The sequence below is a fragment of the Bradyrhizobium sp. SZCCHNR2028 genome (assembly GCF_032380995.1).
In the GTDB taxonomy this organism is placed as follows: domain Bacteria; phylum Pseudomonadota; class Alphaproteobacteria; order Rhizobiales; family Xanthobacteraceae; genus Bradyrhizobium.
This window is the reverse complement of the sequence record NZ_JAUHJF010000015.1, coordinates 164,396-189,762: the sequence shown is the minus strand read 5'-3', so window position 1 is coordinate 189,762 and position 25,367 is coordinate 164,396. Positions and strand designations below refer to the sequence as shown.

20 protein-coding genes are annotated in these 25,367 nt (G+C 65.5%); 8 read left to right on the top strand and 12 right to left on the bottom strand.

Annotation, left to right across the window (positions count from 1 at the left end; translation table 11 throughout):
- Window positions 1-439 precede the first annotated feature (439 nt).
- The 5 genes from QX121_RS22755 to QX121_RS22735 all read right to left on the bottom strand — a co-directional run bounded on the left by QX121_RS22755 (window position 440) and on the right by QX121_RS22735 (window position 8,350).
- Window positions 440-1,315 carry a hypothetical protein gene (locus QX121_RS22755; RefSeq protein ID WP_315813088.1) on the bottom strand — a complete coding sequence of 292 codons (876 nt, stop codon included), beginning with the start codon at window positions 1,313-1,315 and terminating at the stop codon, window positions 440-442.
- A gap of 15 nt (window positions 1,316-1,330) precedes the next feature.
- Complete coding sequence (locus QX121_RS22750; RefSeq protein WP_315813087.1) at window positions 1,331-1,825, bottom strand: hypothetical protein; 495 nt, start codon at window positions 1,823-1,825, stop codon at window positions 1,331-1,333.
- Window positions 1,826-2,114: 289 nt separating this feature from the next.
- Window positions 2,115-5,741, bottom strand: a complete 3,627-nt coding sequence (locus QX121_RS22745; protein ID WP_315813086.1) for an error-prone DNA polymerase — start codon at window positions 5,739-5,741, stop codon at window positions 2,115-2,117.
- A 337-nt stretch (window positions 5,742-6,078) separates the two neighbouring features.
- Window positions 6,079-7,662 carry a DNA polymerase Y family protein gene (locus QX121_RS22740; protein ID WP_315813085.1) on the bottom strand — a complete coding sequence of 528 codons (1,584 nt, stop codon included), beginning with the start codon at window positions 7,660-7,662 and terminating at the stop codon, window positions 6,079-6,081.
- A complete protein-coding gene (locus QX121_RS22735) occupies window positions 7,562-8,350 on the bottom strand; it encodes a DNA repair protein (protein WP_315813084.1) in 789 nt (262 codons plus the stop codon). Before QX121_RS22735 ends, QX121_RS22740 begins: the two co-directional genes overlap by 101 nt.
- 173 nt (window positions 8,351-8,523) lie before the next feature.
- On the opposite strand from QX121_RS22735, the gene QX121_RS22730 reads away from it, so the two are divergent.
- Both QX121_RS22730 and QX121_RS22725 read left to right on the top strand, forming a co-directional pair.
- On the top strand, window positions 8,524-9,762 hold the full coding sequence (locus QX121_RS22730) for a putative DNA modification/repair radical SAM protein (RefSeq protein WP_315813083.1): 1,239 nt from the start codon (window positions 8,524-8,526) through the stop codon (window positions 9,760-9,762).
- 93 nt (window positions 9,763-9,855) lie between these two features.
- Window positions 9,856-11,340, top strand: coding sequence for a UdgX family uracil-DNA binding protein (locus QX121_RS22725; protein ID WP_315813082.1), 1,485 nt, complete (start codon window positions 9,856-9,858; stop codon window positions 11,338-11,340).
- 19 nt (window positions 11,341-11,359) lie between these two features.
- Here the strand turns inward: QX121_RS22725 and QX121_RS22720 are convergent, their stop codons facing one another.
- The 3 genes from QX121_RS22720 to QX121_RS22710 form a co-directional block, all read right to left on the bottom strand.
- The gene (locus QX121_RS22720) at window positions 11,360-12,100 is read right to left on the bottom strand and encodes a methyltransferase domain-containing protein (protein WP_315737312.1); all 741 of its coding nucleotides are present in this window, start codon (window positions 12,098-12,100) and stop codon (window positions 11,360-11,362) included.
- 41 nt (window positions 12,101-12,141) lie between these two features.
- On the bottom strand, window positions 12,142-13,494 hold the full coding sequence (locus tag QX121_RS22715) for a coproporphyrinogen-III oxidase family protein (protein WP_315772535.1): 1,353 nt from the start codon (window positions 13,492-13,494) through the stop codon (window positions 12,142-12,144).
- A gap of 170 nt (window positions 13,495-13,664) precedes the next feature.
- Window positions 13,665-14,786 carry a class I SAM-dependent methyltransferase gene (locus tag QX121_RS22710; protein WP_315813081.1) on the bottom strand — a complete coding sequence of 374 codons (1,122 nt, stop codon included), beginning with the start codon at window positions 14,784-14,786 and terminating at the stop codon, window positions 13,665-13,667.
- 27 nt (window positions 14,787-14,813) lie between these two features.
- On the opposite strand from QX121_RS22710, the gene QX121_RS22705 reads away from it, so the two are divergent.
- Window positions 14,814-15,383, top strand: coding sequence for a hypothetical protein (locus QX121_RS22705; RefSeq protein ID WP_315813080.1), 570 nt, complete (start codon window positions 14,814-14,816; stop codon window positions 15,381-15,383).
- A 53-nt stretch (window positions 15,384-15,436) separates the two neighbouring features.
- Here the strand turns inward: QX121_RS22705 and QX121_RS22700 are convergent, their stop codons facing one another.
- From QX121_RS22700 to QX121_RS22690, 3 genes are all read right to left on the bottom strand, one after another.
- Complete coding sequence (locus QX121_RS22700; RefSeq protein ID WP_315813079.1) at window positions 15,437-16,369, bottom strand: hypothetical protein; 933 nt, start codon at window positions 16,367-16,369, stop codon at window positions 15,437-15,439.
- On the bottom strand, window positions 16,369-17,289 hold the full coding sequence (locus QX121_RS22695) for a DUF692 family multinuclear iron-containing protein (protein ID WP_315813078.1): 921 nt from the start codon (window positions 17,287-17,289) through the stop codon (window positions 16,369-16,371). Before QX121_RS22695 ends, QX121_RS22700 begins: the two co-directional genes overlap by 1 nt.
- Before the next feature lie 757 nt (window positions 17,290-18,046).
- On the bottom strand, window positions 18,047-19,216 hold the full coding sequence (locus QX121_RS22690) for a M20 aminoacylase family protein (RefSeq protein WP_315813077.1): 1,170 nt from the start codon (window positions 19,214-19,216) through the stop codon (window positions 18,047-18,049).
- Window positions 19,217-19,390: 174 nt separating this feature from the next.
- Between QX121_RS22690 and QX121_RS22685 the strand changes: the two genes are divergently transcribed.
- Window positions 19,391-21,010 (top strand): GMC family oxidoreductase, encoded by a 1,620-nt coding sequence (locus tag QX121_RS22685; RefSeq protein WP_315813076.1) that lies wholly within the window; start codon window positions 19,391-19,393, stop codon window positions 21,008-21,010.
- A gap of 267 nt (window positions 21,011-21,277) precedes the next feature.
- Here the strand turns inward: QX121_RS22685 and QX121_RS22680 are convergent, their stop codons facing one another.
- The gene (locus tag QX121_RS22680; RefSeq protein ID WP_315813075.1) at window positions 21,278-22,450 is read right to left on the bottom strand and encodes an acyltransferase; all 1,173 of its coding nucleotides are present in this window, start codon (window positions 22,448-22,450) and stop codon (window positions 21,278-21,280) included.
- Window positions 22,451-22,652: 202 nt separating this feature from the next.
- Between QX121_RS22680 and QX121_RS22675 the strand changes: the two genes are divergently transcribed.
- The 4 genes from QX121_RS22675 (at window position 22,653) to QX121_RS22660 (ending at window position 25,366) form a co-directional block, all read left to right on the top strand.
- Window positions 22,653-23,597, top strand: coding sequence for a metallophosphoesterase family protein (locus QX121_RS22675; protein ID WP_315813074.1), 945 nt, complete (start codon window positions 22,653-22,655; stop codon window positions 23,595-23,597).
- Between the two features lie 14 nt (window positions 23,598-23,611).
- Window positions 23,612-23,929, top strand: a complete 318-nt coding sequence (locus QX121_RS22670) for a cupredoxin family copper-binding protein (protein WP_315779693.1) — start codon at window positions 23,612-23,614, stop codon at window positions 23,927-23,929.
- Between the two features lie 97 nt (window positions 23,930-24,026).
- Window positions 24,027-24,581: a sigma-70 family RNA polymerase sigma factor gene (locus QX121_RS22665; protein WP_315813093.1), complete on the top strand. Its 555-nt coding sequence runs from the start codon at window positions 24,027-24,029 to the stop codon at window positions 24,579-24,581.
- The gene (locus tag QX121_RS22660) at window positions 24,578-25,366 is read left to right on the top strand and encodes an anti-sigma factor (protein WP_315798074.1); all 789 of its coding nucleotides are present in this window, start codon (window positions 24,578-24,580) and stop codon (window positions 25,364-25,366) included. The genes QX121_RS22665 and QX121_RS22660 overlap by 4 nt, the downstream gene beginning before the upstream one ends.
- Window position 25,367: the final 1 nt, after the last annotated feature.

Below are 25,367 nucleotides of genomic sequence, written 5' to 3'. Positions count from 1 at the left end.
CCCGCCTGCGAGAAAAAATGCAGGCGGCAGGTACCACAGGTGCAGCCGAGAACGCCCGGCCTTCCCTGCGCGATGGTTTTCACGTTTACTGCGTACTCTCCCCGGTGTCCGGCTTTTAGCCACCGTCGCCGGCGGGATCATCACCCGCGGACTTGGCGCCAGCATCGGGGCGCCAGGACCATACGCCTTCACGTCCGCAAGCCTGCCGTTCGTCCGCGTGCACAACGCACGCTGCGGCACAAACACAGCCATCGCTCCCCGCCCCGCGTGTCGTGACGATCGCGCGCAACGCCCCTTCTTCGATGGAGCGGGATGGCCGCAATGAAACACATTTTCTGAAAAAAAGAAATAAAAATCTTTGATGGTCGCGCAACGAGGCCACCACCATCTCGAACATGGACCCCAACATGTTCGACAGGTGCAGCTCATGCGGCTGGCCTCAAGGCCGCGTGCTCAAAGGTGAGATTCGTCCCTGGTTGAGCAGAAGACGAACTGGCGGGCAGGATGGCTTTGGCACCGTCACGACCTCTTGGATGCCTGACCGCCACTCATCAAGAACGATCACGTGCAATTTGCCCTCCACACATGCCGAAGCTCCCAGGGCCTTGATCAGCTGCGGGAGGTCTTCCGGGTGGACGTTCGCGTCCAGCTCGACCGGTACCGGCATTGCACGCAATACATCCTTGGGCGGATTAGCAGCCCAAGCAAACACGACGACAGCGACCGCAATCAGTGGCGTCATCACGTAGGTCATCCGCACCAGTCTGTCGAACAGGAGCCGCCTGAGCTCGGAGTTGGCGGTCAGGCTGATCAAGCGTCGGGATTCTTTCAGCGCACGCCAATCGTTTGGAGAGAGTGCGGAACCGTCGCGGTTGCGGGGCGCGCGCAAATATTCGCACAATTTCTCCAGGCTGTTTACCGACAAACCTTTCAGAAAAGGTCTGGCCCTGAGTTCGATCCTCTCCTTCCAGCTGCTCGGTATGCCCCTGCTGTCGGCGAAGTCCTGCAGCGTGAGACTCGGCGGCGCGATGACCTTGATGGCAAAACCGAACAGGACCCCAAGCCCGATGAAGCCGACCGCGATGGCGGAAACGGCAATCACCAGCCGTACCCCGAAACCGAAAGCCCCCAAGGAAGATAGCGACGTTCCGACCACGACACCAGCTGCCGCGACGGCGATCCCGCTCACGATCCACTTCGCTGTTTCCCGCAATGAGACGCCCGCTGCATCGACCTGCTTTTCCTGGGCGTCCGCGAGTTCGGCGATGGCCTCGAAACCGATCGGATCCTCCTGCGCTGGCGGCCGACTCGTCATGTGCAGCCCTCAGGTTCAGACGATGTGGATATGGGCGTCGACACCGTGACCGCGGAGAGCGGTCTCGGCATCAGCTTTCAGTGCTGCGTCCTTGTGATCCTTGGCTTCAACCGTAAGCACGAAGTGTGGGGCTGCTTCGCCGAAGCTCTTCATAGTCCGGGACAGCTCGGCAATCTTCGGGACGTGGGCGTGCAGCGTCCCGATGTTATCGAAACTCTTGAAGACTCTCGTCTGAATATCCGGCGACAGGATCTGTTGGAGCATTTCGTCGGTCAGGCGACGCGGGATATAGGATGGCGCAGCAAGTGCGTCGGAGCTCATTGCACCCGAGAATACGAAGGGGGCAATACCGATGCCGGAAGCGGCTGCGACAACGCAGCGATTCGCAAGATCGAGCTTGTATGTCCCACCCTTCGGGACCGTGAACTGATCGTGTTCATCTAATTTGTACCGCTCGTGGGCGGCTGGGTCAGGTACCGGCGACGCGGATCGTTTGGGGGTCTCGGTCATGGTGGGTTGCCTTCTTGCCGGAATGTTCTGGAACGAACTCTCCAACAACTTAAAGTTTTGTTTATTGATTTGGATCAACCGACGAACTGAGATGAGCGCGCGCAGCGCGCCTCGCGAAGAACCGTGGAGCTCTCCGGGAAATTGATAGGCTTGAAGTCGGATGAGATCGTTGTTGCGAATCGCAATGCTTCAGCCGGTTCGACGGACCAATCCAACGACGCTGTCCTCGGAACAGGGCAGCAGCACCGGTGTCACGTGGCCATGGCGGCTGTATTGCATAGCAATGACCTCAATGAAAATCGCGCGAGCGCGGCAGGATGCGGACGTTGCGGGGGTGGCTGACGCGCTGGGAGGGAGTGTCGAGGTGATCGCGGCGGTCGTCGTTGAGCGGCTCGGCGGGCATCGGGCCGTGCGGCACGGCACCGAGACGATCGTTCGACAACAAGGCGAGATCGGCGCTGCGGTCGACCAGGCGCTCGGCGACGAGATGCACGACCTTCTCGGGGCTGCTCTGGATGCGGCCTTCGACCAGCACGAGGCGCGCGCCCATCACCTCCTTGCGGAAGGTCTCCATCACCTTCGGCCACACCACGATGTTGGCGATGCCGGTCTCGTCCTCCAGGGTCATGAACACGACGCCCTTGGCGCTGCCCGGTCGCTGTCGCACCAGCACCACGCCGGCGCAACGGACGCGGCGGCGGTCGTTGGCGTGGTTGACGTCGCGGCAGGCCAGCACGCGCTCGGCGGCGAAGCGCTGGCGCAGGAACTCCATCGGGTGGCCCTTCAACGACAGGCGGATGGTTTGATAGTCCGCGACCACGTGCTCGGGCAGCGGCATCTCCGGCAGCGGCTTGGCGCCCTCGTCCGGCTGCTCGCGGGCGATCGCGGCCTCGAACAGCGGCAGCGGCACATCGTCGGGCAGCCGGCGCACGGCCCAGAGCGCGGCACGACGGTCGAGCCCCAGCGAGCGGAACGCATCGGCATCGGCCAGCAGCAGCAGCGCGCGCTTGGGCAGAGCGGTGTCGCGGGCGAAGTCTTCCAGCGAGGTGAAGGGCCCGCGGGCGCGCGCCTTGATGATGCGGTCGGCCCAGTCGTCGTCCTGGAGAAAGATGCCGGCCTGTCCCTCGCTGTCATTCCTGGGCAACGCGACAGCGTCGAGCGCTCGAAACGTATCAACGGCTTGTGAGTAAAGAACGCCTCCTTCCGCAGCGTCATTCCGGGGCGCCCGGAGGGCGAGCCCGGAATCTCGAGATTCCGGGTTCGATGCCCCGGTCAAAACAGCTTCGCTGTTTTGACTCGTCGCATCGCCCCGGAATGACGGTGGGGAGAGAGCTTGCGCATCATCCTGCAATGACAATGCGGAAGCGACTTGTGCCTCGCTCCGCATCGCCTCCGACAATCGCTTGATCCGCTCCTCGTCGCGGTCGATCCAGCGGAAACCGTCGATCTGGCGGAAGCCAAGGCGGACGGCGCAGTATTTGCTACCCATTTCCTCCAGCGTGTTGTCGGCGAAGCTGTGGGACACGTCGATGTTCCGGATCTCGACGCCATTCTTGCGGGCGTCGCCGACGATCTGCGCCGGCGCGTAGAAGCCCATCGGCTGCGAGTTGAGCAATGCGCAGCAGAACGCGTCGGGATGGAAGCATTTCAGCCAGGACGAGACATAGACGAGCTGGGCGAAGCTCGCGGCATGGCTTTCCGGAAAGCCGTAGGAGCCAAAACCCTTGATCTGGTCGAAGCAGCTCTTGGCAAAGGCCGGATCGTAGCCGCGCGCGATCATGTTGCCGACCATCTTCTCCTCGTAGGAGCCGATGGTGCCGACGTTGCGGAACGTCGCCATCGCGCGGCGCAGGCCGTTGGCTTCCTCCGACGAGAACTTTGCGGCCTCGATCGCGATCCGCATCGCCTGCTCCTGGAACAGCGGCACGCCGAGCGTCTTGTGCAGCACCTTGTAAAGCTCGTCTTTCGGGCCGTTTGCCGGCGATGGATAGCTGACCTTTTCGAGACCGTTCCGGCGCCGCAGATACGGATGGACCATGTCGCCCTGGATTGGTCCGGGCCGGACGATCGCGACCTCGATGACGAGGTCGTAGAAGGTGCGCGGCTTCAGCCGCGGCAACATGTTCATCTGCGCCCGGCTCTCGACCTGGAACACGCCGAGCGACTCGCCCCGCTGCAGCATTTGGTAGACTTCGTTGTCATCCTCCGACCGGATATCGGAAAGCACGTATCGCTGGCCCTTGTGATCGGCGATCAGGTCGAAGCATTTGCGGATGCAGGTCAGCATGCCCAGCGCCAGCACGTCGACCTTCATCATGGACAACGCATCGACGTCGTCCTTGTCCCATTCGATGAAGGTGCGATCGTCCATCGCGGCATTGCCGATCGGCACGTAGCTGTCGAGCCGGTCCTGGGTCAGCACGTAGCCGCCGACATGCTGTGACAGGTGCCGCGGAAAGGTGATCAGCTCCGATGCCAGCTCCACGGCGCGGCGGATCATCGGATTGGTTGGATCGAGCCCGGCCTGGCGCACCTGCATGTCGGAGAGGCCGTCGCCCCAGCTGCCCCACACGGTGTCGGCGAGCACGGCGGTAACGTCCTCGGTCAGTCCGAGCGCCTTGCCGACGTCGCGGATGGCGCTGCGCGGGCGATAATGGATGACGGTGGCGATGATCGCCGCGCGGTGCCGGCCGTAGCGGCGATAGACATATTGCATCACCTCCTCGCGTCGCGAATGCTCGAAATCGACGTCGATGTCGGGCGGCTCCAGCCGCTCCTTGGAGATGAAGCGCTCGAACAGCAGATCGATCTTGGTCGGATCGACCGAGGTGATGCCGAGCACGTAGCACACGGCCGAGTTCGCCGCTGAGCCGCGGCCCTGGCACAGGATGCCCTGGCTGCGGGCGTAGCGGACGATGTCGTGAACCGTGAGGAAATAATGCGCGTAGTTGAGCTCGGCGATCAGCGCCAGCTCCTTGTCGAGGACTGCGCGCAGGCGGTCGTCGAGATCATCACCGAAATAGGTTTTGGCGCCGGCCCAAGTCAGGTCCTGCAGATGCCCCTGCGCGGTCTTGCCCGGCGGCACCGGCTCGTCGGGGTACTGGTATTTGAGCTGGTCGAGCGAGAAGACGATGCGGTCGGTGAAGCGGATGGTCTCGGCAATCGCACCGGGATGATCGCGGAACAGCCGCGCCATCTCGTGTCCCGGCTTGAGGTGGCGCTCGGCATTGACTTGGAGCCTTCGGCCGATGGCCTCGATCGAGGCTTTCTCGCGGATGCAGGTCAGCACGTCCTGCAGCATCCGCTGCTGGGGATGATGATACAGCACGTCATTGGTGGCGATCAGCGGCACCTTGACCGATGCGGCGAGACGCGCCAGCCGCGCCAGCCGGCGGCGGTCGTCGCCACGATAGAGCAGGCTGCCGGCGAGCCACACGCCTTCGGCGCGGCTGTCCTTCAGCCGCGTCAGGACTTCGCTGATGACAGCCTCGTCGAAGCGATGCGGCGGCATCAGCACCAGGAGCTGCCCCTCGATGAAATCAAACAGATCCTCGAAGGTCAGGCGGCAGTCGCCCTTGGCGACCTTGTCGAGATCGCTGCCGCGCTTGCCGCGGGTGAGCAGCTGGCACAGCCGGCCGTAAGCCGCACGGTCGCGCGGATAGACGAGGATATCCGGCGTGCCGCAGGTGAAGACGAGACGTGCACCGTATAATAATTTAGGCTTGTAGCTCAGTCTGTCATTGTTCAGCTCGCTATAGGCGCGCACGATGCCGGCCAGCGTGTTGTGGTCGGCGATGCCGATGGCGGTGAGACCATATTCGGCGGCCTGGTGCACATAGTCCTGCGGATGCGAGCCGCCTTGCAGGAAGGAGAAATTGGTGGTGACGCCGATCTCGGCATAGGGGATGGGAGTCATGGCGCGGCTGCGGAGGCTGCGTTGACGATGCTGCGTTGCCCGCTCCCTGCAGATGATGAGCTCCAACAAGTCGCCTTGCACAAGTGCCCACCCTCCCCTGGAGGGGGAGGGTCGACGCGCGCACAGCGCGCGGCGGGGTGGGGTGAGCCCAACAATCGGTCGTCCTGACGTCGACACGTCAGGGATGTGGGCGTCTCGACTCCGGCGAAAATCGGCACCGTGCACGCTGATGGTCTGTCACCCCACCCCGGCTCGCATGCGCGCATGCGAGCCGACCCTCCCCCTCCAGGGGAGGGTGAGCAGCGAGATCGCCGCGAGAGATGTGCGATCCCGGCCCTCATGCGAACAGGCCGTGCATGTACCAGGCGGGCTGTACGGGCAGGCCCTCCTGCTGATCGAGCTCGCGGTCATACAACCCGTCGCGGTAGAGCCAGAAGCGCAGGCCGTGCTCGTCCTCGACGCGGAAATAGTCGCGCGTCAGCCCCTGCCCGCCCGGCCGCCACCATTCCATGGCGATGCGCTCCGGGCCTTCGGCGCGCACCACCGCATGCGTGGCACGGCGCCAGACGAAGCGCGCGGGCGGGCCGTCCGGCACCCCGGCGATCACTTGGATCGCCTCCGGCTGCGCGAACAGCCGCAACGGGCGCAGCGGCGGCTCGCCTTCGCTGCGCTCCGGCCAATCGGCCACCGTGGCGACGGCGAGATGCTGCTGCGCCTGTAACGGCAGCTCCGCCCGCTCCGGGATGTGGGTGTCGACCGGCAGATGCACGACCACACGCTTGCCGCCGATGCGCGCGGCGATGCGGTCGATCAGCGCCGACAGCTCGTCATTGTCGTGGACATGGGCGTCGAGATCGCGCTGCTGCTGCACCACGATCTCGCTGCGGCTCGCCGACAGCCGGATCATGTCGAAGCCGAAGCCGGGATCGAGCGGATCATTCAAGGCGTCGAGCCGCTCGCGGAACAGACGGTCGATGATTGCGGCCTCGGTGACCGGCTGGCCGGTGTCGACCGCGATGACGCGCACTAGGCCGTCGGTGCGGAAGAAGCAGGCCTCGAGCCGCCGCGCGCCCTTGCCCTGCTGCACCATCGCCCTCACCAGCATCGCGGCGAGGCTGGAGAGGCTGGCCGCGATCACGGTGTCGGTCGCGACCGGCTCGGCAAAACGCTTGTCGACGATGTAGTCCGGCGGGACTTTGCGCGGGCTGATCGGCGCATCGGCCTCGCCCAGCGCCTGGGCCAGCACGCGGGTGAAGGCGACACCGAACCGCGCCGTGATCTCGTTGCGGCCGCGCGACGCGACGTCGCCGATCATCTTCAAGCCGGCGCGGCGCAGGCCGAGCGTGATCGCTTCGCTGCCGCCAAGGGCTGCCACCGGCAGCGGCGCCACCGCGGCCGCCTCCTCGCCGTCAGGCACGATGCGGCCATGCACCTGCCGGTTCAGCGTGCGCGCACACACGGCGTTGGAGGCGATCGCTGCCGACACGGTGAGACCGTGCGCGGTCAGCGCATCGCAGAGCGACCGCATCAGTTTGGCTTCGCCGCCGAAGAGATGCACGCAGCCGGTGATGTCGAGCGAAAGCCCATGCGGCGGATCCAGCGCGACCAGCGGCGTGAAGCGGTCGCACCAGTCGGCGATGCCTTCGAGCATCTTGGCGTCAGCCGCGAGGTCGGCCTCGTGGACGACGAGGTCGGGACAGACCGCGCGGGCGTTCGCCAGCGGCTGGCCGAGGCTGACGCCATGGCACGCCGCCGCCTCGTCCAGCGCATGGATCAAGAGCGCATTGGCGTCCTTGATGACGACGACCTGCGGCAGGTCGTCACGCCGATCGGCGGAGCAGTTTCGCTTGATCCGATCGATGGGCAGGCGCGGCAGCCACAGGCTGAGGATCCGCCGCCGGTTCGCTGAAACGGCACGCATCGGGGGTCCACTCCATGATCCATCGTCCGGTCTGGCCGTGACGATTGCGAATGAGCTCGGCGTCGAGACGCGGCGCGCCCCAGGCCATCCAGGGCGCCGAGGGCAGCGACGGCGCGGTGCGGACGATCCAGCGCGTCTCGGCGGTCGAAGGTTCGGGTGTGGCTGCAATGCGCAACACGAGCGCGGTCACGCCGGACTCCTGCGCGGCCAGGGTCAGCTTGCGGCTGGCGACGAGATCGAGCTTTTGCGTCTCGCCCCACACCTCCAGCATCACCCCGCCCAGCGCATCGCAGGCGAGCGCATCGGCCGCGGTGCGCAAGCCGTGATCGAGATCGGGCGCCCGCACGATCACGATGCGGCGCGGGTCGAGGCCAAGCTCGGCGAGCCCGCTCATCGACAGCGCGCCCATCTCGCGCTCGGCGAAATCCTGCCGGATCCAGATCAGCGGCCGGCGCGCCGCGACGCGCGCCGCGAGCCCGCACAGGAAGCCGGTCGCGGCCGTCGCCTGACGGCCGGTCTCGGCGAACACCTCATGCAGCGCGCCAGTGGCCAGGCCGCCCTGCAGCACGGCGTCGGCCTCGTCATGGCCGAGCGCGACCCGGCGCAGGTCATGTGCGCCATCTCCCGCCTCGAGACGGGCAATGCGGCCGCGCAGACGCGCGAGCGTATCCATGCGTGCGCCGGTCATCCGTCGCCGCTCCTCTTCCATCCATCGTGCGGGCGCTGCCGTTGTTGCAGTTGAACCCACGACGGCCCTCTTTGTTCATGATACGTTCTAATATAAAGCTAACGCCTTCGAGAGAGTCAATCGGGATTGCCCCGGATGTGATTCAGCGAATGGAATCAAAGGGATTCAAAGGTATGGAGCTGCTCCGCAAGCTGGAGATCCTGGCCGATGCCGCCAAGTACGACGCCTCCTGCGCCTCCAGCGGTACCGAGATGCGGGATTCCCGCGACGGCAAGGGTCTCGGCTCGACCGCGCCCGGCATGGGCATCTGCCACTCCTATGCGCCGGACGGCCGCTGCATCTCGCTGCTCAAGGTTCTACTGACCAATGCCTGCAACTACGACTGCCTGTATTGCGTCAACCGCGCCTCCTCCAACGTGCCGCGCGCGCGCTTCACGGTCGACGAGGTGGTGAAGCTCACCATCGATTTCTACCGCCGCAACTACATCGAGGGTCTGTTCCTGTCGTCCGGCATCATCCGCAGCCCGGACTACACCATGGAGCAGGTCGTGAGCGTCGCGCGCAAATTGCGCGAGGAGCATTGCTTCCGCGGCTACATTCATCTGAAGACGATTCCGGAGGCTGACGAGGCGCTGATCGCCGAGGCCGGCCGCTATGCCGACCGGCTCAGCATCAACATCGAGACGCCGCTGGAGACGAGCCTGACGCAGCTCGCGCCGGAGAAGGACCAGCGCGCGATCCGCCGCACCATGGGCCGGCTCCGGCTCAAGCTCGACGAGACCGCGGAAGCCAAGAAGACGGTGCGCCGGGCGAAGCCGCCGCGCTTCGCGCCGGCCGGCCAGAGCACGCAGATGATCGTCGGCGCCGACGAGGCCAACGACCGCGTCATCCTGTCGACCTCGGCCAATCTCTACGGCGCCTACAAGCTCAAGCGCGTCTATTACTCCGCCTTCAGCCCGATCCCCGATGCCAGCCGCGCGCTGCCGCTGCAGGCGCCGCCCTTGGTGCGCGAGCACCGGCTGTACCAGGCCGACTGGCTGATGCGCTTCTACGGCTTCGACGCCGATGAAATCGTCGAGGAGAGCGAGGGCATGCTGCCGCTCGACATCGACCCCAAGCTCGCCTGGGCGCTGCGCCACCGCGACCGCTTTCCGCTCGACATCAACACAGCAAGCCGCGAGGAGCTGTTGCGCGTGCCCGGCTTCGGCACCCGCACGGTGGAGCGCATCCTCGCGACCCGCCGCACCACCACGATCCGCTTTGCGGATCTGGCCCAGCTCAACGTCATCAGGAACAAGGCGCTGCCGTTCATCGTTCTCTCCGACCACCGGCCACAGCCGTCCCTGCTCGACGGCGCCGCGCTGGCGGCCCGGCTGCGGCCCAAACCGCAGCAGCTGGGATTTGGATTCTAACGGAAGCCGTCATCGCGAGCGCAGCGAAGCGATCCAGGGCCGCACGAGAAGTCTGGATTGCGTCGCTGCGCTCGCAATGACGTGAGGAGAGAAATGCACGTCGTACCCCTCGACAACGACACTGATTTCGACGGCTGGCGCCGGGCAGCGCGGGCGCTGGCGATGAACGACGTCAAGCCGGCCGAGGTGAGCTGGCGCGTCAAGGGCGCGGCGGCCGATCTGTTCGACGATGAAGCCGAGACGACGCTGCCGGAGGTGCCGGAGGGCGCGTTCTCAGTGCCGGCGAGCTTCATGGAGCTCGCGGAGAGCGCGATCCTGCACAGTGACCCCAACCGCTTCACCCTGCTCTATCGGCTGCTGTGGCGTCTCAGGACCAATCACGACCTGATGGAGATCGCGACCGATCCTGATGTCGCGCAGGCCAACGCGCTGGCGCGAGCGGTGCGCCGCGACGTCCACAAGATGCACGCCTTCGTCCGCTTCCGCGAGGTCGGCCGCGAGCGCGAGGCGCGCTACGTCGCCTGGTTCGAGCCCGAGCACCACATCGTCGCGCGCGCTGCCCCGTTCTTCGCCCGCCGCTTCGCCGACATGCCGTGGTCGATCCTGACGCCCGAACTCTGTGCGCATTGGGACGGTAGCCGCGTCAGCTTCACGCCCGGTGTGAGCAAGGCTGACGCGCCGTCGGAGGACCGGCTCGAAGAGCTGTGGCTGCGCTATTACGCCAGCATTTTCAATCCGGCACGGCTGAAAGTGAAGGCGATGGAAAAGGAGATGCCGAGGAAATATTGGCAGAACCTGCCCGAGGCGAAGCTGATCCAGCCGCTGATCGCGGCCGCCTCCCGGCGCACCACGGAGATGATCGCCGAGCCCGGCACCTCACCGCACAAGCCACAGAAACGCGTCGAGGAGAGCGAGATGACCCGCAAGCCAACCACACACGCGCATGCTGCTGAGACCTCACGTGATGTCGAGTCCACCGATCTCGAGACCTTGCGTGAAGAAGCCGCCGGCTGCCGCGCCTGCCCGCTGTGGAAGGACGCCACGCAAACCGTGTTCGGCGAAGGCCCCGCGCATGCGCCGCTGATGCTGGTCGGCGAGCAGCCCGGCGACAAGGAGGACCTCGCCGGCCATCCCTTCGTCGGCCCCGCCGGCCAGATGCTCGACCGCGCGCTGGCCGAGGCCGGCATCGACCGCAGCAAGGTCTACGTCACCAATGCGGTGAAGCACTTCAAGTTCGTGCCCCGCGGCAAGATCCGGCTGCACCAGAAGCCGAACACGCCGGAGATCAACGCCTGCCGGCAATGGTACGAGCGCGAGCTCGCCACCGTGCGTCCGGCCCTGGTCGTGGCGCTGGGCGCCACCGCGGCGCAGTCCGTGCTCGGCAAGATCACGCCGGTCAACAAGAGCCGCGGCCATGTCGTCGACCTGCCCGACGGCCCCAAGGCGATGGTGACGGTGCACCCGTCCTACCTGCTGCGGCTGCCGGATGCCGACGCCAAGGCGCGGGAGTATGAGCGCTTCGTCGAAGACCTGAAGATCGCCGCCGCCGCGATCAAGCGCGCCGCGCACGCGGCATGAGGCTGACCGCAACCGGCCCTTACTTGATCGCCAGGAAGCCCTCGAAGCAGACATGCTTGTAGATCGTCATCGTGTCCACGAACCCGGCCCGCCGCAGCATGTCGAGATTGCCCTGGGTCGAGAACGGTTCCAGCACGCCCTTGAGGCTGCTGGCCTTGCCCAGCACCTCGTCCGGCGAGTAGCCGTTGTCGAGCTTGTAGTCGATATAGACCGACGTCATGATGTCCTGGAACCGCGCGTCCGGCGCCCTGACCTTCTCGAAGAACAGGAACGCGCCTCCCCAATTGAGCGACCGATAGATCGCATCGATCAGGGTCTGGCGATAGCGCGGCGGCACGAACTGCACGGTGTAGTACGACACGATGAAGTCGCTCGCCTCGTAGCCGACCTCGCAGGCATCGGCCGCCAGGTATTCCACGTTCGCCACATCCCTGCTGTGCGCCCGCGCGTAATCGATCATGGCCCGCTCGGTATCGATGCCGATCCAGCGCGTGCCGTGCGGATGGCGCTTGGCGAGTTGCCGCAGCAACGTCCCCGTCGACGTTCCGATTTCATAGGCGACGGAATCCCGCTTCACGAAGAAATCGCTGATCTGCTCGACCAGCTTGTGGCCGGCTTCGTAGTTCGGAACCGACCTCGCGACGTGGAGATCGAAGTGCTGAGGCGTGTCGCCGCCGAAGCTCCAGCCGGCACGCGCGGCGCGGATGCCGTCACCGGTCGCGTTGTCCCGCTCGAGGGTTGCTTGCCCGGACACAACCATGACGTTTCCTCCCTGGTCGACGACGTGTTGAAACTCCCGATCTAACCGTATTGAAGCGCGCGCTCCGTCACTTTCGGCGACAACGCGTCCTTGACGGCCGGACTGAAGAACAGCGACAGCATCTCATCCTCGAACAGCCGGCCGAGCTCCGAAAGCCGCAGCCCCGCATGGCCGTCGCCGTCGCGATACGCTTCCAGGGCGCCGACGCTGCTCAGCCTGGCAACGAGCTTGTCATAATGGGCGGACAGCTCCCGGTTGTCGGCGCGCATGGCGCGGCGATCGGCATCCTCGACCCGGCCGGTCCGGAGCCCTGTGGCATAGGACGTCGCCAGCAATTCCTGCCGGTCGACGGCGCGCCCCGCCGTGATCGGACTGTTGCCAGCCAGGACGGTTTCGACATAGGCGTGCACGTCGGGAACATTGCGGAAGACGTAGCCGCTCTTCGCGGCCCCGGCACTGACATGCGAATACGCGCCCGCACCGATCCCGAGAAGATCCCGTGATGGCGAGGTCCGGATCGTCTTGAACGGGTCGGCATAGCGGCGCGCGCGCACGAAGCGGTTGCCGTCGGTCAGGTCATATCCGAGCGCCGCCATCTCCTGCCAGATCAGCATGCGTCCGAACAAGGTCGCGAACTCGCTCTCGAAGCTCGCCTGCTTCAGGTCGGATTTGAGCCAGTGTCCCTGGGGGCGATCGGCAAACCGAGCGTGATACCAGGTGAGGTGCGGAGGCTGGATCTCGGCGACCATCGCCAAATTGTTCCAGGTCTCGGATGGCGACCCCTTGTACAACCCTTGGATCAGGTCGAGATTCCAGTTCTCGAAGATGTCGGCGACGATCGAGCACGCGAGAAGTGGAACGTCCCGCTTGTAGCCGCGCGCGGCATATTTGAGCACGGTATCGTCGAACGATTGCACGCCGAAACTGAGGCGCGTGACGCCCTGCTGCTTCAGAGAGCGCAGCTTCTGCTCTCCCTCGGGCGCGGTGATCGTGAGCGGGCTGCCCTCGATGCAGATCTCGGCGCCGGGCCGCACGTCGAACGTATCGCGGATCGTCGCGATCAGATCCGTCAATGCGTCCTCATCGAGAACGAGCGGTGTGCCGCCCCCGATATAGATCGACGACACCACCGTTCCGGATCGGCGCAGCTGCGGCTCCCAGGCCGCCAGCTCGCGCTTGAGCGCATCGAGGTAGCGAACGACCTTGTCGTCGTCCGTGGCGGACTTGCTGTTCCGTCCGGCGTAGTGCTCGACCGTATAGTGACAGAACGTGCAGCGCGTCTCGCAGAACGCGATGTGCACGTAGAGGCTGATCTCGCGGCTCCAGTCGATCCCCCGCTCCAGGCAGGACGGATCGAGCGGCGTCAGCGAGTTGATCGGCGGATAGATGGCCACCGAATGCGAGCCGCCCAGGACCGTCCGGCTGATCCCCACGCCGGCTGCGTGGAGCGCGGGAAGGACGAGCGGAATTCCAAGCCGATGCAACGACGCGCGGGCTCGTTCGAAGGCGGTTTCTTGCGATCGCATATGAGCACCTCGAGCAATCACCTCAATGAAAACGAACGTCAATTTCGTTGCGCAATGATCGTCAGGTAAACGTCGGCACGCGTATCCGGATTCTCGTCCTGTCTGTACGTCACGTCGAAGGGATTGATCAGCCGCGGCATGTATTGCTTGCGCCACAGCGTGGCGTTCTCGCCCACCAGCGACGGCACGATCTGCCCCCATATGCGCTCGGTCACGATCGTCAGCTCCGGCTGCGCGAAGGCTTCGCGCATCCAGGCATAGATCCTGGCGTACTGCACCCAGGGCTGCGCCAGGGCCGACAGCTGCAGCTGGACCAGCCGATGCGTCGCCGCGATGCGGCCGCCGGGACGAACGACCCTGGCCATTTCCCTGACCATGATCGGTCCCATCCCGAGCTCCCAGATGCCGCCGGTCCACTCGTTGACGGCGGCGTCGGCGGTGGCGTCGGGCAGCGGAATGCGCTGCGCCAGGCCGGGACGAAATTGCAGATTGGTGATGTCCCGTTCGCATGCGAAGCGACGAGCCCGATCACTCAGACAGCGGAACATCTCGATGGAGATGACCAGTCCGTCCCTGCCGACGGCGGGCGAAAGCCGCCTCGCAACGCGACCGAGGCCGCCGCACACGTCGACCACGATGCTGCCGGGCTGGAGCTTCAGCAGCTCCGGATGATTGGGCAGCAGGTCATCCCCGGCGCGGACCAGCTTGTCTTCGACTTCGGGCGTCTGGCTCCAGCTATTGTCGTTCTCGCAAGACTTGAGCAGAGGCAAGCGCCAGCGCAGATATGACCGCCGAAAACGATCGGCGAGTTCGAGACCAGGACCGGACGGCAGACTCGTCGCCGTGTTTCCAAGCAGCACCTCATCGCTCGGCAGGTTCTCGATCAGAACATCTCCGAACTCGTTCTCGATGATGCTCAGCGCGTCGAAGACGCGGGCAAAGTCGTCGTCGCCGGCATCGCCATCCGGCCATAGCGTCCGCACGTCCAGAACGAGCCGGAGGCCGGAGATGAACCTGGATGCTGCCCAGCCGAGCATCCGGCTTCGCGCCGCCTCGTCGCAGATCGATTGATCCGGCGCCATCAGCACATGCACGGGAATGCAGGCCCGGACGATCTCGTCGAGCCCTGCGATCGGACGATCGGGGACGGGCCAGGCCACGTCCTCGACAGTCACTGACGCGCCGAGATGCAGCAGCGATTGGCGCAATTGGTGATCGGCGACCAGATCGCGCGTCTGCACCACCGTCTGGTGCATCCGCAATGCACCGCCCTGCCGCAACCTTGCCAGTCGATCGAAGCATTTGCGATGGTCCGACAACCTCGAGCAACGCAGCAGAACTTCCGGGGGAAGCGGCTCAGCGCTCAGGCGCTCGGTCAGCTGCTCGATCGATTCCAGAGTATCCAGATCGACGACAATGGACCGGCGCAGCATCGGCTCTCGCATCTGCCATGCCTTGCGCCGAAGAAGCGCGAGCTGTTGCGCCGATGGCGTTTCAGCCGAGGTGACATGCATGAAGCCCTGGCCGTGCAGGGACGCCAGCATCTTGTCGATCATCCCTTGATCGTCATATTGCGCCCGCAGCGCGGCGAGCCTGATCGGCCGCGGCATCAGCGTCGTCACGAAATCGAGCAGACCATCGCCGGGCGGCACGACCATCCCCGCATCGAAATGGCCGTGGCTCAACAAATGATGGCCCGAAACCGTAGCGTCCACCACCTCGACGGCCGGATCCAGCATGACGAAGGTATCGTCTGACAGCCGGCCGGGAAGGCTGTCGGGAGCAGAACGCAAGGGCTTTTCAAGCGGTCTCATGGGACTGGCGCCCATTCAATGCGCGACTGAACTGAACGGTCGGTGCAGCCCTCCATCGTCAGGATGTTTCCCGATGCTAGCCCGTCCGCCCCGCTCGTCAGGACGCCCAATTCCATCAGCGATCCGACCACGGCCTGCACGTCGTCACGCGAGAGATCGCGCATTTCCAGAGCCAACTCGTCAACGGTCCGCGGCGTGCCGAACAGGTCGAACGCCCGGGCCCCCCGCTCCGACAGTTCTGCATATTCATGCGCTAGCTCGGGCCCCGGGAAATACACCAGCCAATGGCGCGACGAGGCCTCGAGATCGTCGGACGGATCGAACTCGAATGGGTCCTCGATCCAGGGCGTGAGATCGCAGGATGACGAAACCACGACCGCAGCCGGATTGCGACGGACGCGAGCCGCCTCACCCTCGCTGCGCGCCGCCACGCCCGCGCGGCGGGCCGCGTCGACGGGCCACGCCGGCGGCGCCGACCGGCCGAGCCTGCGCGCCAAGGCGATCGTCGCGTCATCAATCGCCATGACATCCTGATGGGCGCGGGACGCAAATTCCGGAAGCCTGGTCAGATAGGCGACGAAGCCGGCCGCACAGCGCCAGAAATTCGGTCCGTCGTCCGGATAGCCGGTCGATCTGACGAAATCCTCGGCCACAATATCGACGTCGCGACCGCTCATGTTCAGAAGGCGGCGTGTCAGCGGCACCAGATCGAGCGCCCCCAACGCATTCCTGACGAGTCCGCGCCGGTACATGCCGATATTGGCGTTCGTGGCCGCCGGCGTGCCCGCGTAGTCGGTGACGATCGCTCTCTCCTCCACGGAGAGGCCATCCGGATCTGCGGTTCGGGCGTCGGATCGGGTGATCCATGTGACGAGACCATCGTCTCTCAACACGCGACGCCAAGTGCTCCATACCAGCTCGGCATTCATCACGCGGCCTCGCTGCAGGTGGTACGGCGGCTCGCCGGTCCATAGGCGCGATCCCAGGCATTCCGCGCCCGCTCCAGGTCGGAGAGGATCAAGTCAGTGGTGCGGTCCGTATCGACCCGCTCCCCCGCGCAATAGAGGGATTGCGTCTCGTATTCGAGGATGACGGCCCCGGGGCGCGCCCGCGCCAGAACGTCATCGAGAAGGTCCCACACCTCTTCGGTGACCTGCGTGTCGTGAAGATCGTGATACTGGCCACCGATCCAACGCCCGCCTGCGAGGTGGATGGAGATGATGCGCTCGGACGGGATCGTCGCCAGGAAGCGTTGAATGGAGTAGCCGCGTGAGCCGTGGTTCTGCGCATTCGCATACAGATTGTGAAGATCGAGATGCAGATAGGTCCCCGATAGTTCCAGGATTGCCGCGAGGAACTCTTCCTCGGGCATCTCGCTGCCGGGACAGGTCCGATAATAGGCTGCGTTTTCGTGCGCGAGCGGGACGCCATAGAGCGCCTGCAGCGTGCGCGCCCGCTCGGCGAGCCGCACGACCTCCGCGCGAGAAAACTGCAGCGGACTGCTCCACACATCCGCCCAGGACGCATCGCTGTAGAAGCAGTGATTGGCAACCCAGGCCACGCCGAACTTCCTGGCCAGCGGCACGTGTCGGCGCACCGCGGCTGTCGCCGTCAGATCCTCGAAGCCGAAATCTCCGCCATAGTTCGAATGTCCGAGCAGCGGAAACTTGCCTGAGACATCACGGACGAGTTCGATGGCACGGGGAGACAACACCCCCGGGCCATCGAGGGGGCTCATGATCGAGTCGAACAGGATTTCGAGCGCATCAAGCGGCTGGTCGAGGAAGGGAAACCAGCCGATCAGTTCCGGGTTGAATTGGAGTCCCACTCCAAGACGCGGAAAGCTCATAGGTCTCATCTCCGACCAGCCCGACCACGCCGGCTCAGCCAGCGCGCCGGATTTCTTGCAGGAGATCTGCTTCAGGAGGCAGCACACTTTGCGGCTGTGGCCGCACAGCGCGCCGCAGTTGCTGCGCATCGCGCAGCGGTGGCCGCACACCGTGCCGACGCCGCCTTAGCCTGGGCATGCGCTGCCGTCGCAGCGCACTTGGCCGAGTTTGCCGCGCATTGCGCCGCAGTTGCCGCACACTTGGCCGCGGCCGCAGCCGCTTCCTTCACGGAGAGCTTCTTGACGTCCATGGGGGTTCTCCATCTGTGGAATCGAACTGGTGAACAAGGAAATTTCAGACAGGCAATGAACGCTCGATCACGAGCAGTGAGCAGAAACGCGAATGACTATAACTTACTCGCTTTCGTTGTAAATACCTTAGGTTGTGTCTTTGAAAACACTTGCCTTTTACGACAGTGACGCTGGCGGAAATTTATTTCAGCTCCGCAGACGGGCGCGCGTCGTCAGCTGCGCATCGCGTGACGCGCGCCGATACAGATCATCGTTGCAGCGATGCCTGTCGTTGGGACGTGAGGAGAATTCGTAACAAACAAGCCGCACGATCGATGCAGGCGGATCGAATCAATACGCGCTGCGCCTGTCAGCGCCAGAGGCGGCAAAATAACAAACAGGCGCCCCATCCATAAGACAGGGGCGCCGACTCCGGTCGGCGCCCCTGTCTGGCGGATCAGTTCATCTGAGATGGCTGGGCCGCGGCTCACGCCGCCAGCGTGTTCTCCACCACCTTGATGAAGAACGAGGTGCCGTAGACGATCGCCTCGTCGTTGAAGTTGTAGGCGGGATGATGCAGGCCGGCGCTGTCGCCGTTGCCGACGAAGATGAAGGCGCCGGGACGAGCTTCGAGCATGTAGGCGAAGTCCTCGCCGCCCATCATCGGCGGCATCTCGTGCACGTTGGCATCGCCCGCGACCTCCTTGGCGGCGCGGATCGCGATCTCGGTCTGCTCGGCGTGATTGATGACGACGGGATAGCCGCGCGCATAGTTCAGGTCGATCTTGGCGCCGGTCATCTGGGCGACGCCGGTCACGACCTCGCGCACCCGCTTCTCCATCAGCTCGCGCACCTTCGGCGTCAGCGTCCGCACCGTGCCGCGCAGCACCGCGCTCTGCGGAATCACGTTGCGGGCGTTGCCGGCGTGGAACTCGCAGATCGACAGCACCGCGGCCTCCAGCGGATCGACGCTGCGCGACACGATCTGCTGTAGCGCCGTGACGAGGTGGGCGCCGACCAGCAGCGAGTCGATGCAATTGTGCGGCTTGGCGGCGTGGCCGCCATGGCCCTCGATGGTGATGTCGACCGCGTCGGTCGATGCCATCAGCGCCCCCTGGCGAATGGCGAACGCGCCGACCGGCAGGCCGGGGCCGTTGTGCATGCCGTAGACCTGATCGATCTTGAAGCGGTCGATCAGCCCGTCCTTGATCATCGCGTCCGCACCGCCACCGCCCTCCTCGGCCGGCTGGAAGATCACGGCGACCTCGCCGGCGAAATTGCGCGTCTCGGCGAGATAGCGCGCCGCGCCGAGCAGCATCGCGGTGTGGCCGTCATGGCCGCAGGCATGCATCATGCCCGGGGTCTTCGAGGCATAGGGCAGCCCGGTCGCCTCCTCGATCGGCAGCGCGTCCATGTCGGCGCGTAGTCCGAGCACCCTCACCTCGCCGTGGCCGGGCTTCCGGCCCTTGATGACGCCGACCACGCCGGTCTTGCCGAGGCCCGTCACGACCTCGTCACAGCCGAACTCGCGCAGCCGCTCGGCGACGAAGGCCGCCGTCCGATGCACGTCGTAGAGCAGCTCCGGATGCGAATGGATATCCCGCCTCCAGGCCTGGATATCGGGCTGCAGATCGGCGACGCGGTTGACGATGGGCATGGGAAATCTCGTAACTCCTGTGGGACTTTGCGCCTGTTTAGCATGCAAAAGCCGCACCGCCCAAGATAAGGGCTGCGCCCGTCTCATGGCTCGGTCAACCAGCCATGAACGTGGCGCTTGTCCGGGCCCGTCCGGGCTGACTAAAAGCCTAGCAATGATGGGAAGGGAATGCCGATGCCGAGACAGCTCGAGGGGGATTTCGACTATATCGTGGTGGGCGCCGGCACTGCCGGCTGCATCCTCACCAACCGGCTGTCGGCCGATCCGAACAGCCGCGTCCTGATTCTCGAGGCTGGCGGCAACGACAATTGGATCTGGTTCCATATTCCGGTCGGCTACCTCTTCGCGATCGGCAATCCACGCTCCGACTGGATGTTTCGCACCGAGGCCGAGCCGGGCCTGAACGGCCGCTCGCTGGCCTACCCCCGCGGCAAGGTGATCGGCGGCTGCTCGGCGATCAATGCCATGATCTCGATGCGCGGCCAGGCCGCGGACTACGACCATTGGCGCCAGCTCGGCCTCTCCGGCTGGTCCTATTCCGACGTGCTGCCGGTGTTCAAACGGCTGGAGGATCACTTCCTCGGCGAGAGCGAGCATCATGGCACCGGCGGTGGCTGGCGCATCGAGGCGCCCCGGCTGTCCTGGGCGGTGCTGGACGCGGTCGGCGACGCCGCCGAGCAGATGGGCATCCGCCGCATCCCCGACTTCAATACCGGCGACAATGAAGGCATCAGCTATTTCCACGTCAACCAGAAGCGCGGCCGGCGCTGGTCCTCCGCGCGGGGCTTCCTCAAGCCGGCGCTGAAGCGGCCTAACCTGCGGCTCAAAACCAACGTCCTCGTCGACCGCCTGATCGTCGAGAACGGCCGTGCCACAGGCGTGCGCTTCCAGCAGAATGGTGAGACCATCGAGGCGCGCACCAAGGGCGAGGTGATCCTCAGCGCCGGCTCGATCGGCTCGGTGCAGGTGCTGCAGCGCTCCGGCATCGGCCCGGCCGAGTGGCTCGGCGAGCTCGGCATCGACGTCGTCCTCGACAAGCCAGGCGTGGGGCGCAATCTGCAGGACCACCTGCAACAGCGCGCGATCTACAAGGTCACGGGCGTGAAGACGCTGAACGAGACCTATTACTCGCTGGTCCGCCGCGGCCTGATGGGGCTCGACTATGCGTTCCGGCGCCGCGGGCCGCTGACCATGGCGCCGTCGCAGCTCGGCATCTTCACGCGCTCGGACCCGAGGCGCGACCGCGCCAACATCCAGTTTCACGTGCAGCCGCTGTCGCTCGACAAGTTCGGCGATCCCCTGCATCGTTTTCCCGCGATCACCGTCAGCGCCTGCAACCTCCGCCCGACCTCGCGCGGCACGGTGCGCATTCGGTCAGCCAGGATCGATGAGGCGCCGTCGATCGCACCGAACTATCTGGCGACCGAGGACGACCGCCAGGTCGCGGCCGATGCCATCCGCGTCACGCGCCGGCTGATGAAGCAGAATGCGCTTGCGGCCTACAGGCCGCAGGAATACCTGCCCGGCCCGTCGGTCGGCGATGACGACGCCGCGCTGGCCAAGGCCGCCGGCGACATCGGCACCACGATCTTCCATCCCGTCGGCACCGCCAGGATGGGCACCGCAGACGATCCGATGGCGGTCGTCGACGAGCGGCTGCGCTTCCGCGGCATCGAACGGCTGCGCGTCGCCGATGCCTCGATCATGCCGACCATCACGTCAGGCAACACCAACACGCCGACGGCGATGATCGCGGAGAAGGCGGCGTCGATGATCTTGGAGGATGGGCGCTAGGCGCTCACGTCCGACTCCTCATTCCCGTCATTGCGAACGCAGCGAAGCAATCCAGGGTCCCGACCCCACTCTGGATTGCTTCTTCGCCTTGGGCTCCTCGCAATGATGCGGGAATCGTAGGGTGGGCAAAGCGGCGCCGAAGGCGGCGCGTGCCCACCGTCGTGCGGCAGACTCGGCGGCACGGCGGCGGGCACGGCGCCACTAATATCTCGGATGTGAGAGAGCACGGCATCGCCTTTGCCCACCTACGCATCGCCGCATGCTGACCTAGATGATCCGCGCCACCAGCGGAACCCGGCGCAACAGTGCTGCTGCGAGCCAGCTCACCGACAGCGTGCCGATCAGCACGGTCGCGAACTTCACGGCGGCCGGCCACGCCGGGTCGTAGACCAGATATTGCAGCCATAGCAGCGGCAGGAAGTGCAGGAGATAGATGCCGTAGGCCGCCGGCTGGATGCGGTCCATCAGCGCCAGCGGCGCCTTTGCCCAGCGCTGAAAGAAGGTCGGCACGGCGAACGCCATCGCAGCACAGAAGCTCGCGACCGCCATGCCATAGGCCGCGCGCCACCATAGCGGCGGTGAATCGAAATCGGCGATCCAGTTGTGATGCGCGTAGGCCAGCAACAGGATCGCGCCGTAGCAGCCGTAGGAAAGACCGAACCAGATGCACCAGCGCCGGACCAGTACGCCATCGGCTGCGAACGGCCCCGCCCGCAGCCCGGCGGCACCGATCGCGATGCCGGCGACGAAGAAGGTCGGGTAGAGCAGCACCCGGCTCGCCTGCAGCGGCAGCGGAAAATGTCCGGGCATGAACCAGAATCCGTCACCGAAGCCGAGATGCGGCGGCAGATAGGCCAGGTTGGCGATGACGAGGAAGATCAGGAAGCCAGTGAGCGGATAGTGCAGCAACGTTCCGGCCCAGCGCCCGAGTGCGCCGATCGCCTGCGGTGCCAGGACGCATACGAGCGCAGCCAGCATATCAAACCCCAGCAGCACGCCGAGAAACCAGGCCGAGCCGGACGGCCACGGCCCCTCGCTGATCATCCGCCACCACACCGCGCTGAACTGATCCTCGGCCACATCGTAACGGTAGTAGGCGATCGGCATGATCACGAAGATCGAAACGATATAGGGCACGCCGAGCCGCAGCGCGCGGCGCCCGACATAGTCCGACGCTCCTCTGCCCGCCAGACTCGCCGGCACGAACAGGCCGGAGATGAAGAACATGCACGACATGAAGTAGCTGTCGTTGAACAGCGCGACCAGATCGAATCCGAGCCAGTGCATGCGGTCGCCGCCCTGGCCGAAATCGGTGTAGTTGATCGCGGAGTGATAGAGCACGACCGAGAGCGTGATGAAGGTCCTGGCGCGGTCGAGCGCCACGATCCGATCGCGCGACGTCTCGGTTCGTTGCAGGGTCGGGGTCACGCGCTCATGCATCGACGTCGCATCCAGTCCATCAGCCGCTCATATATTTCGCGCGGCCCTGCGCCACATCCTGCGTGAACAGGTGAGCCGTCGGCCATTGCCGGGATGATCACGAACACGTCATCGCTTTGGGATCGCGAGAAGCCGGGAATAAACCCGGGCCGCCACCGCTCTTCTCACCCGCAAGCCCGATGACGGGCAACGGGAGATGACGATGAGCCTTGGTGATCATGACGAGAGCGGCGTCAGCCGCCGCAAGGTGCTGGAATGCATGACATGGGCCGGCACGGGCGTGCTCTGGACCTTGTCGGGCGGCGTGCCACGTTCGCTCGGCCTGGTCGACGCGGCGCGGGCGGCCGAGCAGCCCGCCTCCGGCCTGACCTTCCTGCAGATCAGCGACAGCCATGTCGGCTTCGACAAGCCGGCCAATCCCAACGCGATCGGGACGTTGGAAGAGGCCGTGAACCGGATCAAGGCGATGCCGGTGAAGCCGGCCTTCATGATCCATACCGGCGACATCTCGCATCTGTCGAAGGCAGCCGAGTTCGACGATGCCGACCGCATCATCTCGCAATCCCGGCTCGACGTGCACTACGTGCCGGGCGAGCACGACTTCCTCGACGAGGACGTCAAGCTCTACAAGGAGCGCTACGGCAAGGGCAGCCGCGGCGCCGGCTGGTATTCGTTCGACGCCAATAGCGTGCACTTCATCGGCCTCGTCAACGTGGTCGATCTCAAGGCCGGCGGGCTCGGCAATCTCGGCGCCGAGCAGCTTGCCTGGCTGGAGCAGGATCTCAAGGGCCGCTCGAAATCGACGCCGATCGTGGTGTTCGCGCACATCCCGCTGTGGACGGTGTATCCGCAATGGGGCTGGGGTACCGAGGATGGCGGCCGCGCGCTCGACACCCTGAAGGGGTTCGGCTCGGTGACGGTGCTGAACGGCCATATCCACCAGGTGATGCAGAAGGTCGAAGGCAACGTCACCTTCCACACCGCGCGCTCGACCGCGTTCCCGCAACCGGCGCCGGGCACGGCGCCCTCGCCCGGCCCGATGAAGGTCGAGGACGCAAGGCTGCGCAGCCTGCTCGGCATCGCCAGCATCGATTTCAAGGTCGGTGACGAGCGCCTCGCCATCATCGATACGCCGCTTGCGGGCTGAGGGACGAAAACGCGATGATCCAGCCTGTTCTTCGCGGCGTCGGCTTGGCCGCCGTACTGCTTGTTTGCGCCACGCCGGCGCGCGCCGAGACCATCAAGGTCACGATCGACAATTTCACCTTCACCCCGGCTGCGCTGACGGTGAAGGTCGGCGACACGGTGACCTGGACCAACCATGACGACATCCCGCACACGGTGGTGTCGGCCGGGAAATACAGGTCGAAGACGCTCGATACCGACGACAGCTTCTCCTTCACCTTCGCAGCCGCCGGCGACTACAAATATTTCTGCTCGCTGCATCCGCACATGACGGGACTGGTCAAGGTTGAGTAGCATCGCGAACCAGGGCATGAGCATCGTCACATGGACCGGTCGGCGGCGCAGCGCCGGCCGCGCCGTGCGACCGCGAACCGAGCCGGAGACCACGCCGGTGACAACAGCCAATGACGATCCCGAGAGGGCGCGACGCTTCCGCGAGGCGGCGCTGCCCTATCTCGACGACGTCTACACCCTGGCGCGCTATCTCCTGCGCAACCCTGCCGACGCCGAGGACGCCGTGCAGGAATGCTACCTGCGTGCGCTGAAGCATTTCGACGCTTACCGTGGTCCGGCGATGAAGCCGTGGCTGTTCGCGATCCTGCGCAACGTCTGCCACGCCGAATTCGCGCGCCGCGCCGGCGCGCCGGCCAAGGCGCTCGACGACGCGCCGGAAGCGGCCGAGCAGCCGCCGCTGTGGCAGGAGAGCGCCGAGACGCCGGAAGGCGCCGTATTGCGGGAACGTGATGCCTCGGCGATCCGCCGGCTGATCGACACGCTGGCCGAGCCGTTTCGCGAGACCTTCGTCATGCGCGAGGTCAACGATCTGTCCTATCGCGAGATCGCGGCGGCGGCCGGCGTGCCGGTCGGCACCGTGATGTCGCGCCTCGCCCGCGCCCGCGCGATGCTGCGCGCCGCCTGGCTCGCGCGGGAGGAGCCACAACGATGACCTGCGATGAAGCCGAGATCCTGATCCACGCGCTGGCCGATGGCGAGCTCGACGCCGGCCACGCGCGCGAGGTCGAAGCCCATGTTGCGAGCTGCCCGCGCTGCGCCGCGGAGCTTGCTGCAATCCGGCAGATGAAGCAGATGCTCGCCGGCACCGACCTCAGCTACAAGGCGTCCCCTGCCTTGCGCCAGCGGATCGAAGCCACCCTGCCGCCGGCCGATGCGGCCTCCATCACCCCGCTCGCTGCAGTGCCGAGCCGACGTACGCTGCTGCGAGGCTTCGCCCTGGGCTCGGCGGTGTCGGCGCTGGCGGCCACCGGCCTCGTCGCCATCGTGCTGCGCAATGACGACCAGCAGCGGATCGAGGCCGAGATCGTCTCGGCGCATCTGCGCTCGCTGCAGGCCGGGCACCTCACCGACGTGATCTCGACCGATCAGCACACCGTCAAGCCCTGGTTCAACGGCAAGCTCGACGTCGCGCCACCGGTGATCGACCTCACCGCACAAGGCTTCACGTTGATCGGCGGGCGGCTCGACTATGTCGACGCACGCGCGATCGGCGCCGTGGTCTATCGCCGCCGCCAGCACGTCATCAACCTGTTCGTGGCGCAGACCGCGTCTACCGAGCGCCGCGCCGCACGGATGGACACCGTCCAAGGCTTCAACATTCGCTCTTGGCGCGACCGCGGCCTGAGCTATTGGGCGGTCAGCGATATCGGCGCCGACGAACTCAACGAGTTCGGCGAGCGGTTCGAGCGCGCGATGGGTGCGAACAAGGAGGGATGAC

Excerpts from the sequence above, each read along its gene's own strand:
- QX121_RS22680 (WP_315813075.1), bottom strand. The coding sequence starts at position 22,450 with ATGCATGAGCGCGTGACCCCGACCCTGCAACGAACCGAGACGTCGCGC.
- QX121_RS22670 (WP_315779693.1), top strand. The coding sequence starts at position 23,612 with ATGATCCAGCCTGTTCTTCGCGGCGTCGGCTTGGCCGCCGTACTGCTT.
- QX121_RS22745 (WP_315813086.1), bottom strand. The coding sequence starts at position 5,741 with ATGACTCCCATCCCCTATGCCGAGATCGGCGTCACCACCAATTTCTCC.
- QX121_RS22750 (WP_315813087.1), bottom strand. The coding sequence starts at position 1,825 with ATGACCGAGACCCCCAAACGATCCGCGTCGCCGGTACCTGACCCAGCC.
- QX121_RS22735 (WP_315813084.1), bottom strand. The coding sequence starts at position 8,350 with ATGACCGGCGCACGCATGGATACGCTCGCGCGTCTGCGCGGCCGCATT.
- QX121_RS22730 (WP_315813083.1), top strand. The coding sequence starts at position 8,524 with ATGGAGCTGCTCCGCAAGCTGGAGATCCTGGCCGATGCCGCCAAGTAC.
- QX121_RS22740 (WP_315813085.1), bottom strand. The coding sequence starts at position 7,662 with ATGCGTGCCGTTTCAGCGAACCGGCGGCGGATCCTCAGCCTGTGGCTG.
- QX121_RS22755 (WP_315813088.1), bottom strand. The coding sequence starts at position 1,315 with ATGACGAGTCGGCCGCCAGCGCAGGAGGATCCGATCGGTTTCGAGGCC.
- QX121_RS22705 (WP_315813080.1), top strand. The coding sequence starts at position 14,814 with ATGCAGCAGCGATTGGCGCAATTGGTGATCGGCGACCAGATCGCGCGT.
- QX121_RS22720 (WP_315737312.1), bottom strand. The coding sequence starts at position 12,100 with ATGGTTGTGTCCGGGCAAGCAACCCTCGAGCGGGACAACGCGACCGGT.
- QX121_RS22725 (WP_315813082.1), top strand. The coding sequence starts at position 9,856 with ATGCACGTCGTACCCCTCGACAACGACACTGATTTCGACGGCTGGCGC.
- QX121_RS22685 (WP_315813076.1), top strand. The coding sequence starts at position 19,391 with ATGCCGAGACAGCTCGAGGGGGATTTCGACTATATCGTGGTGGGCGCC.
- QX121_RS22675 (WP_315813074.1), top strand. The coding sequence starts at position 22,653 with ATGAGCCTTGGTGATCATGACGAGAGCGGCGTCAGCCGCCGCAAGGTG.
- QX121_RS22660 (WP_315798074.1), top strand. The coding sequence starts at position 24,578 with ATGACCTGCGATGAAGCCGAGATCCTGATCCACGCGCTGGCCGATGGC.
- QX121_RS22695 (WP_315813078.1), bottom strand. The coding sequence starts at position 17,289 with ATGAGCTTTCCGCGTCTTGGAGTGGGACTCCAATTCAACCCGGAACTG.
- QX121_RS22700 (WP_315813079.1), bottom strand. The coding sequence starts at position 16,369 with ATGAATGCCGAGCTGGTATGGAGCACTTGGCGTCGCGTGTTGAGAGAC.
- QX121_RS22690 (WP_315813077.1), bottom strand. The coding sequence starts at position 19,216 with ATGCCCATCGTCAACCGCGTCGCCGATCTGCAGCCCGATATCCAGGCC.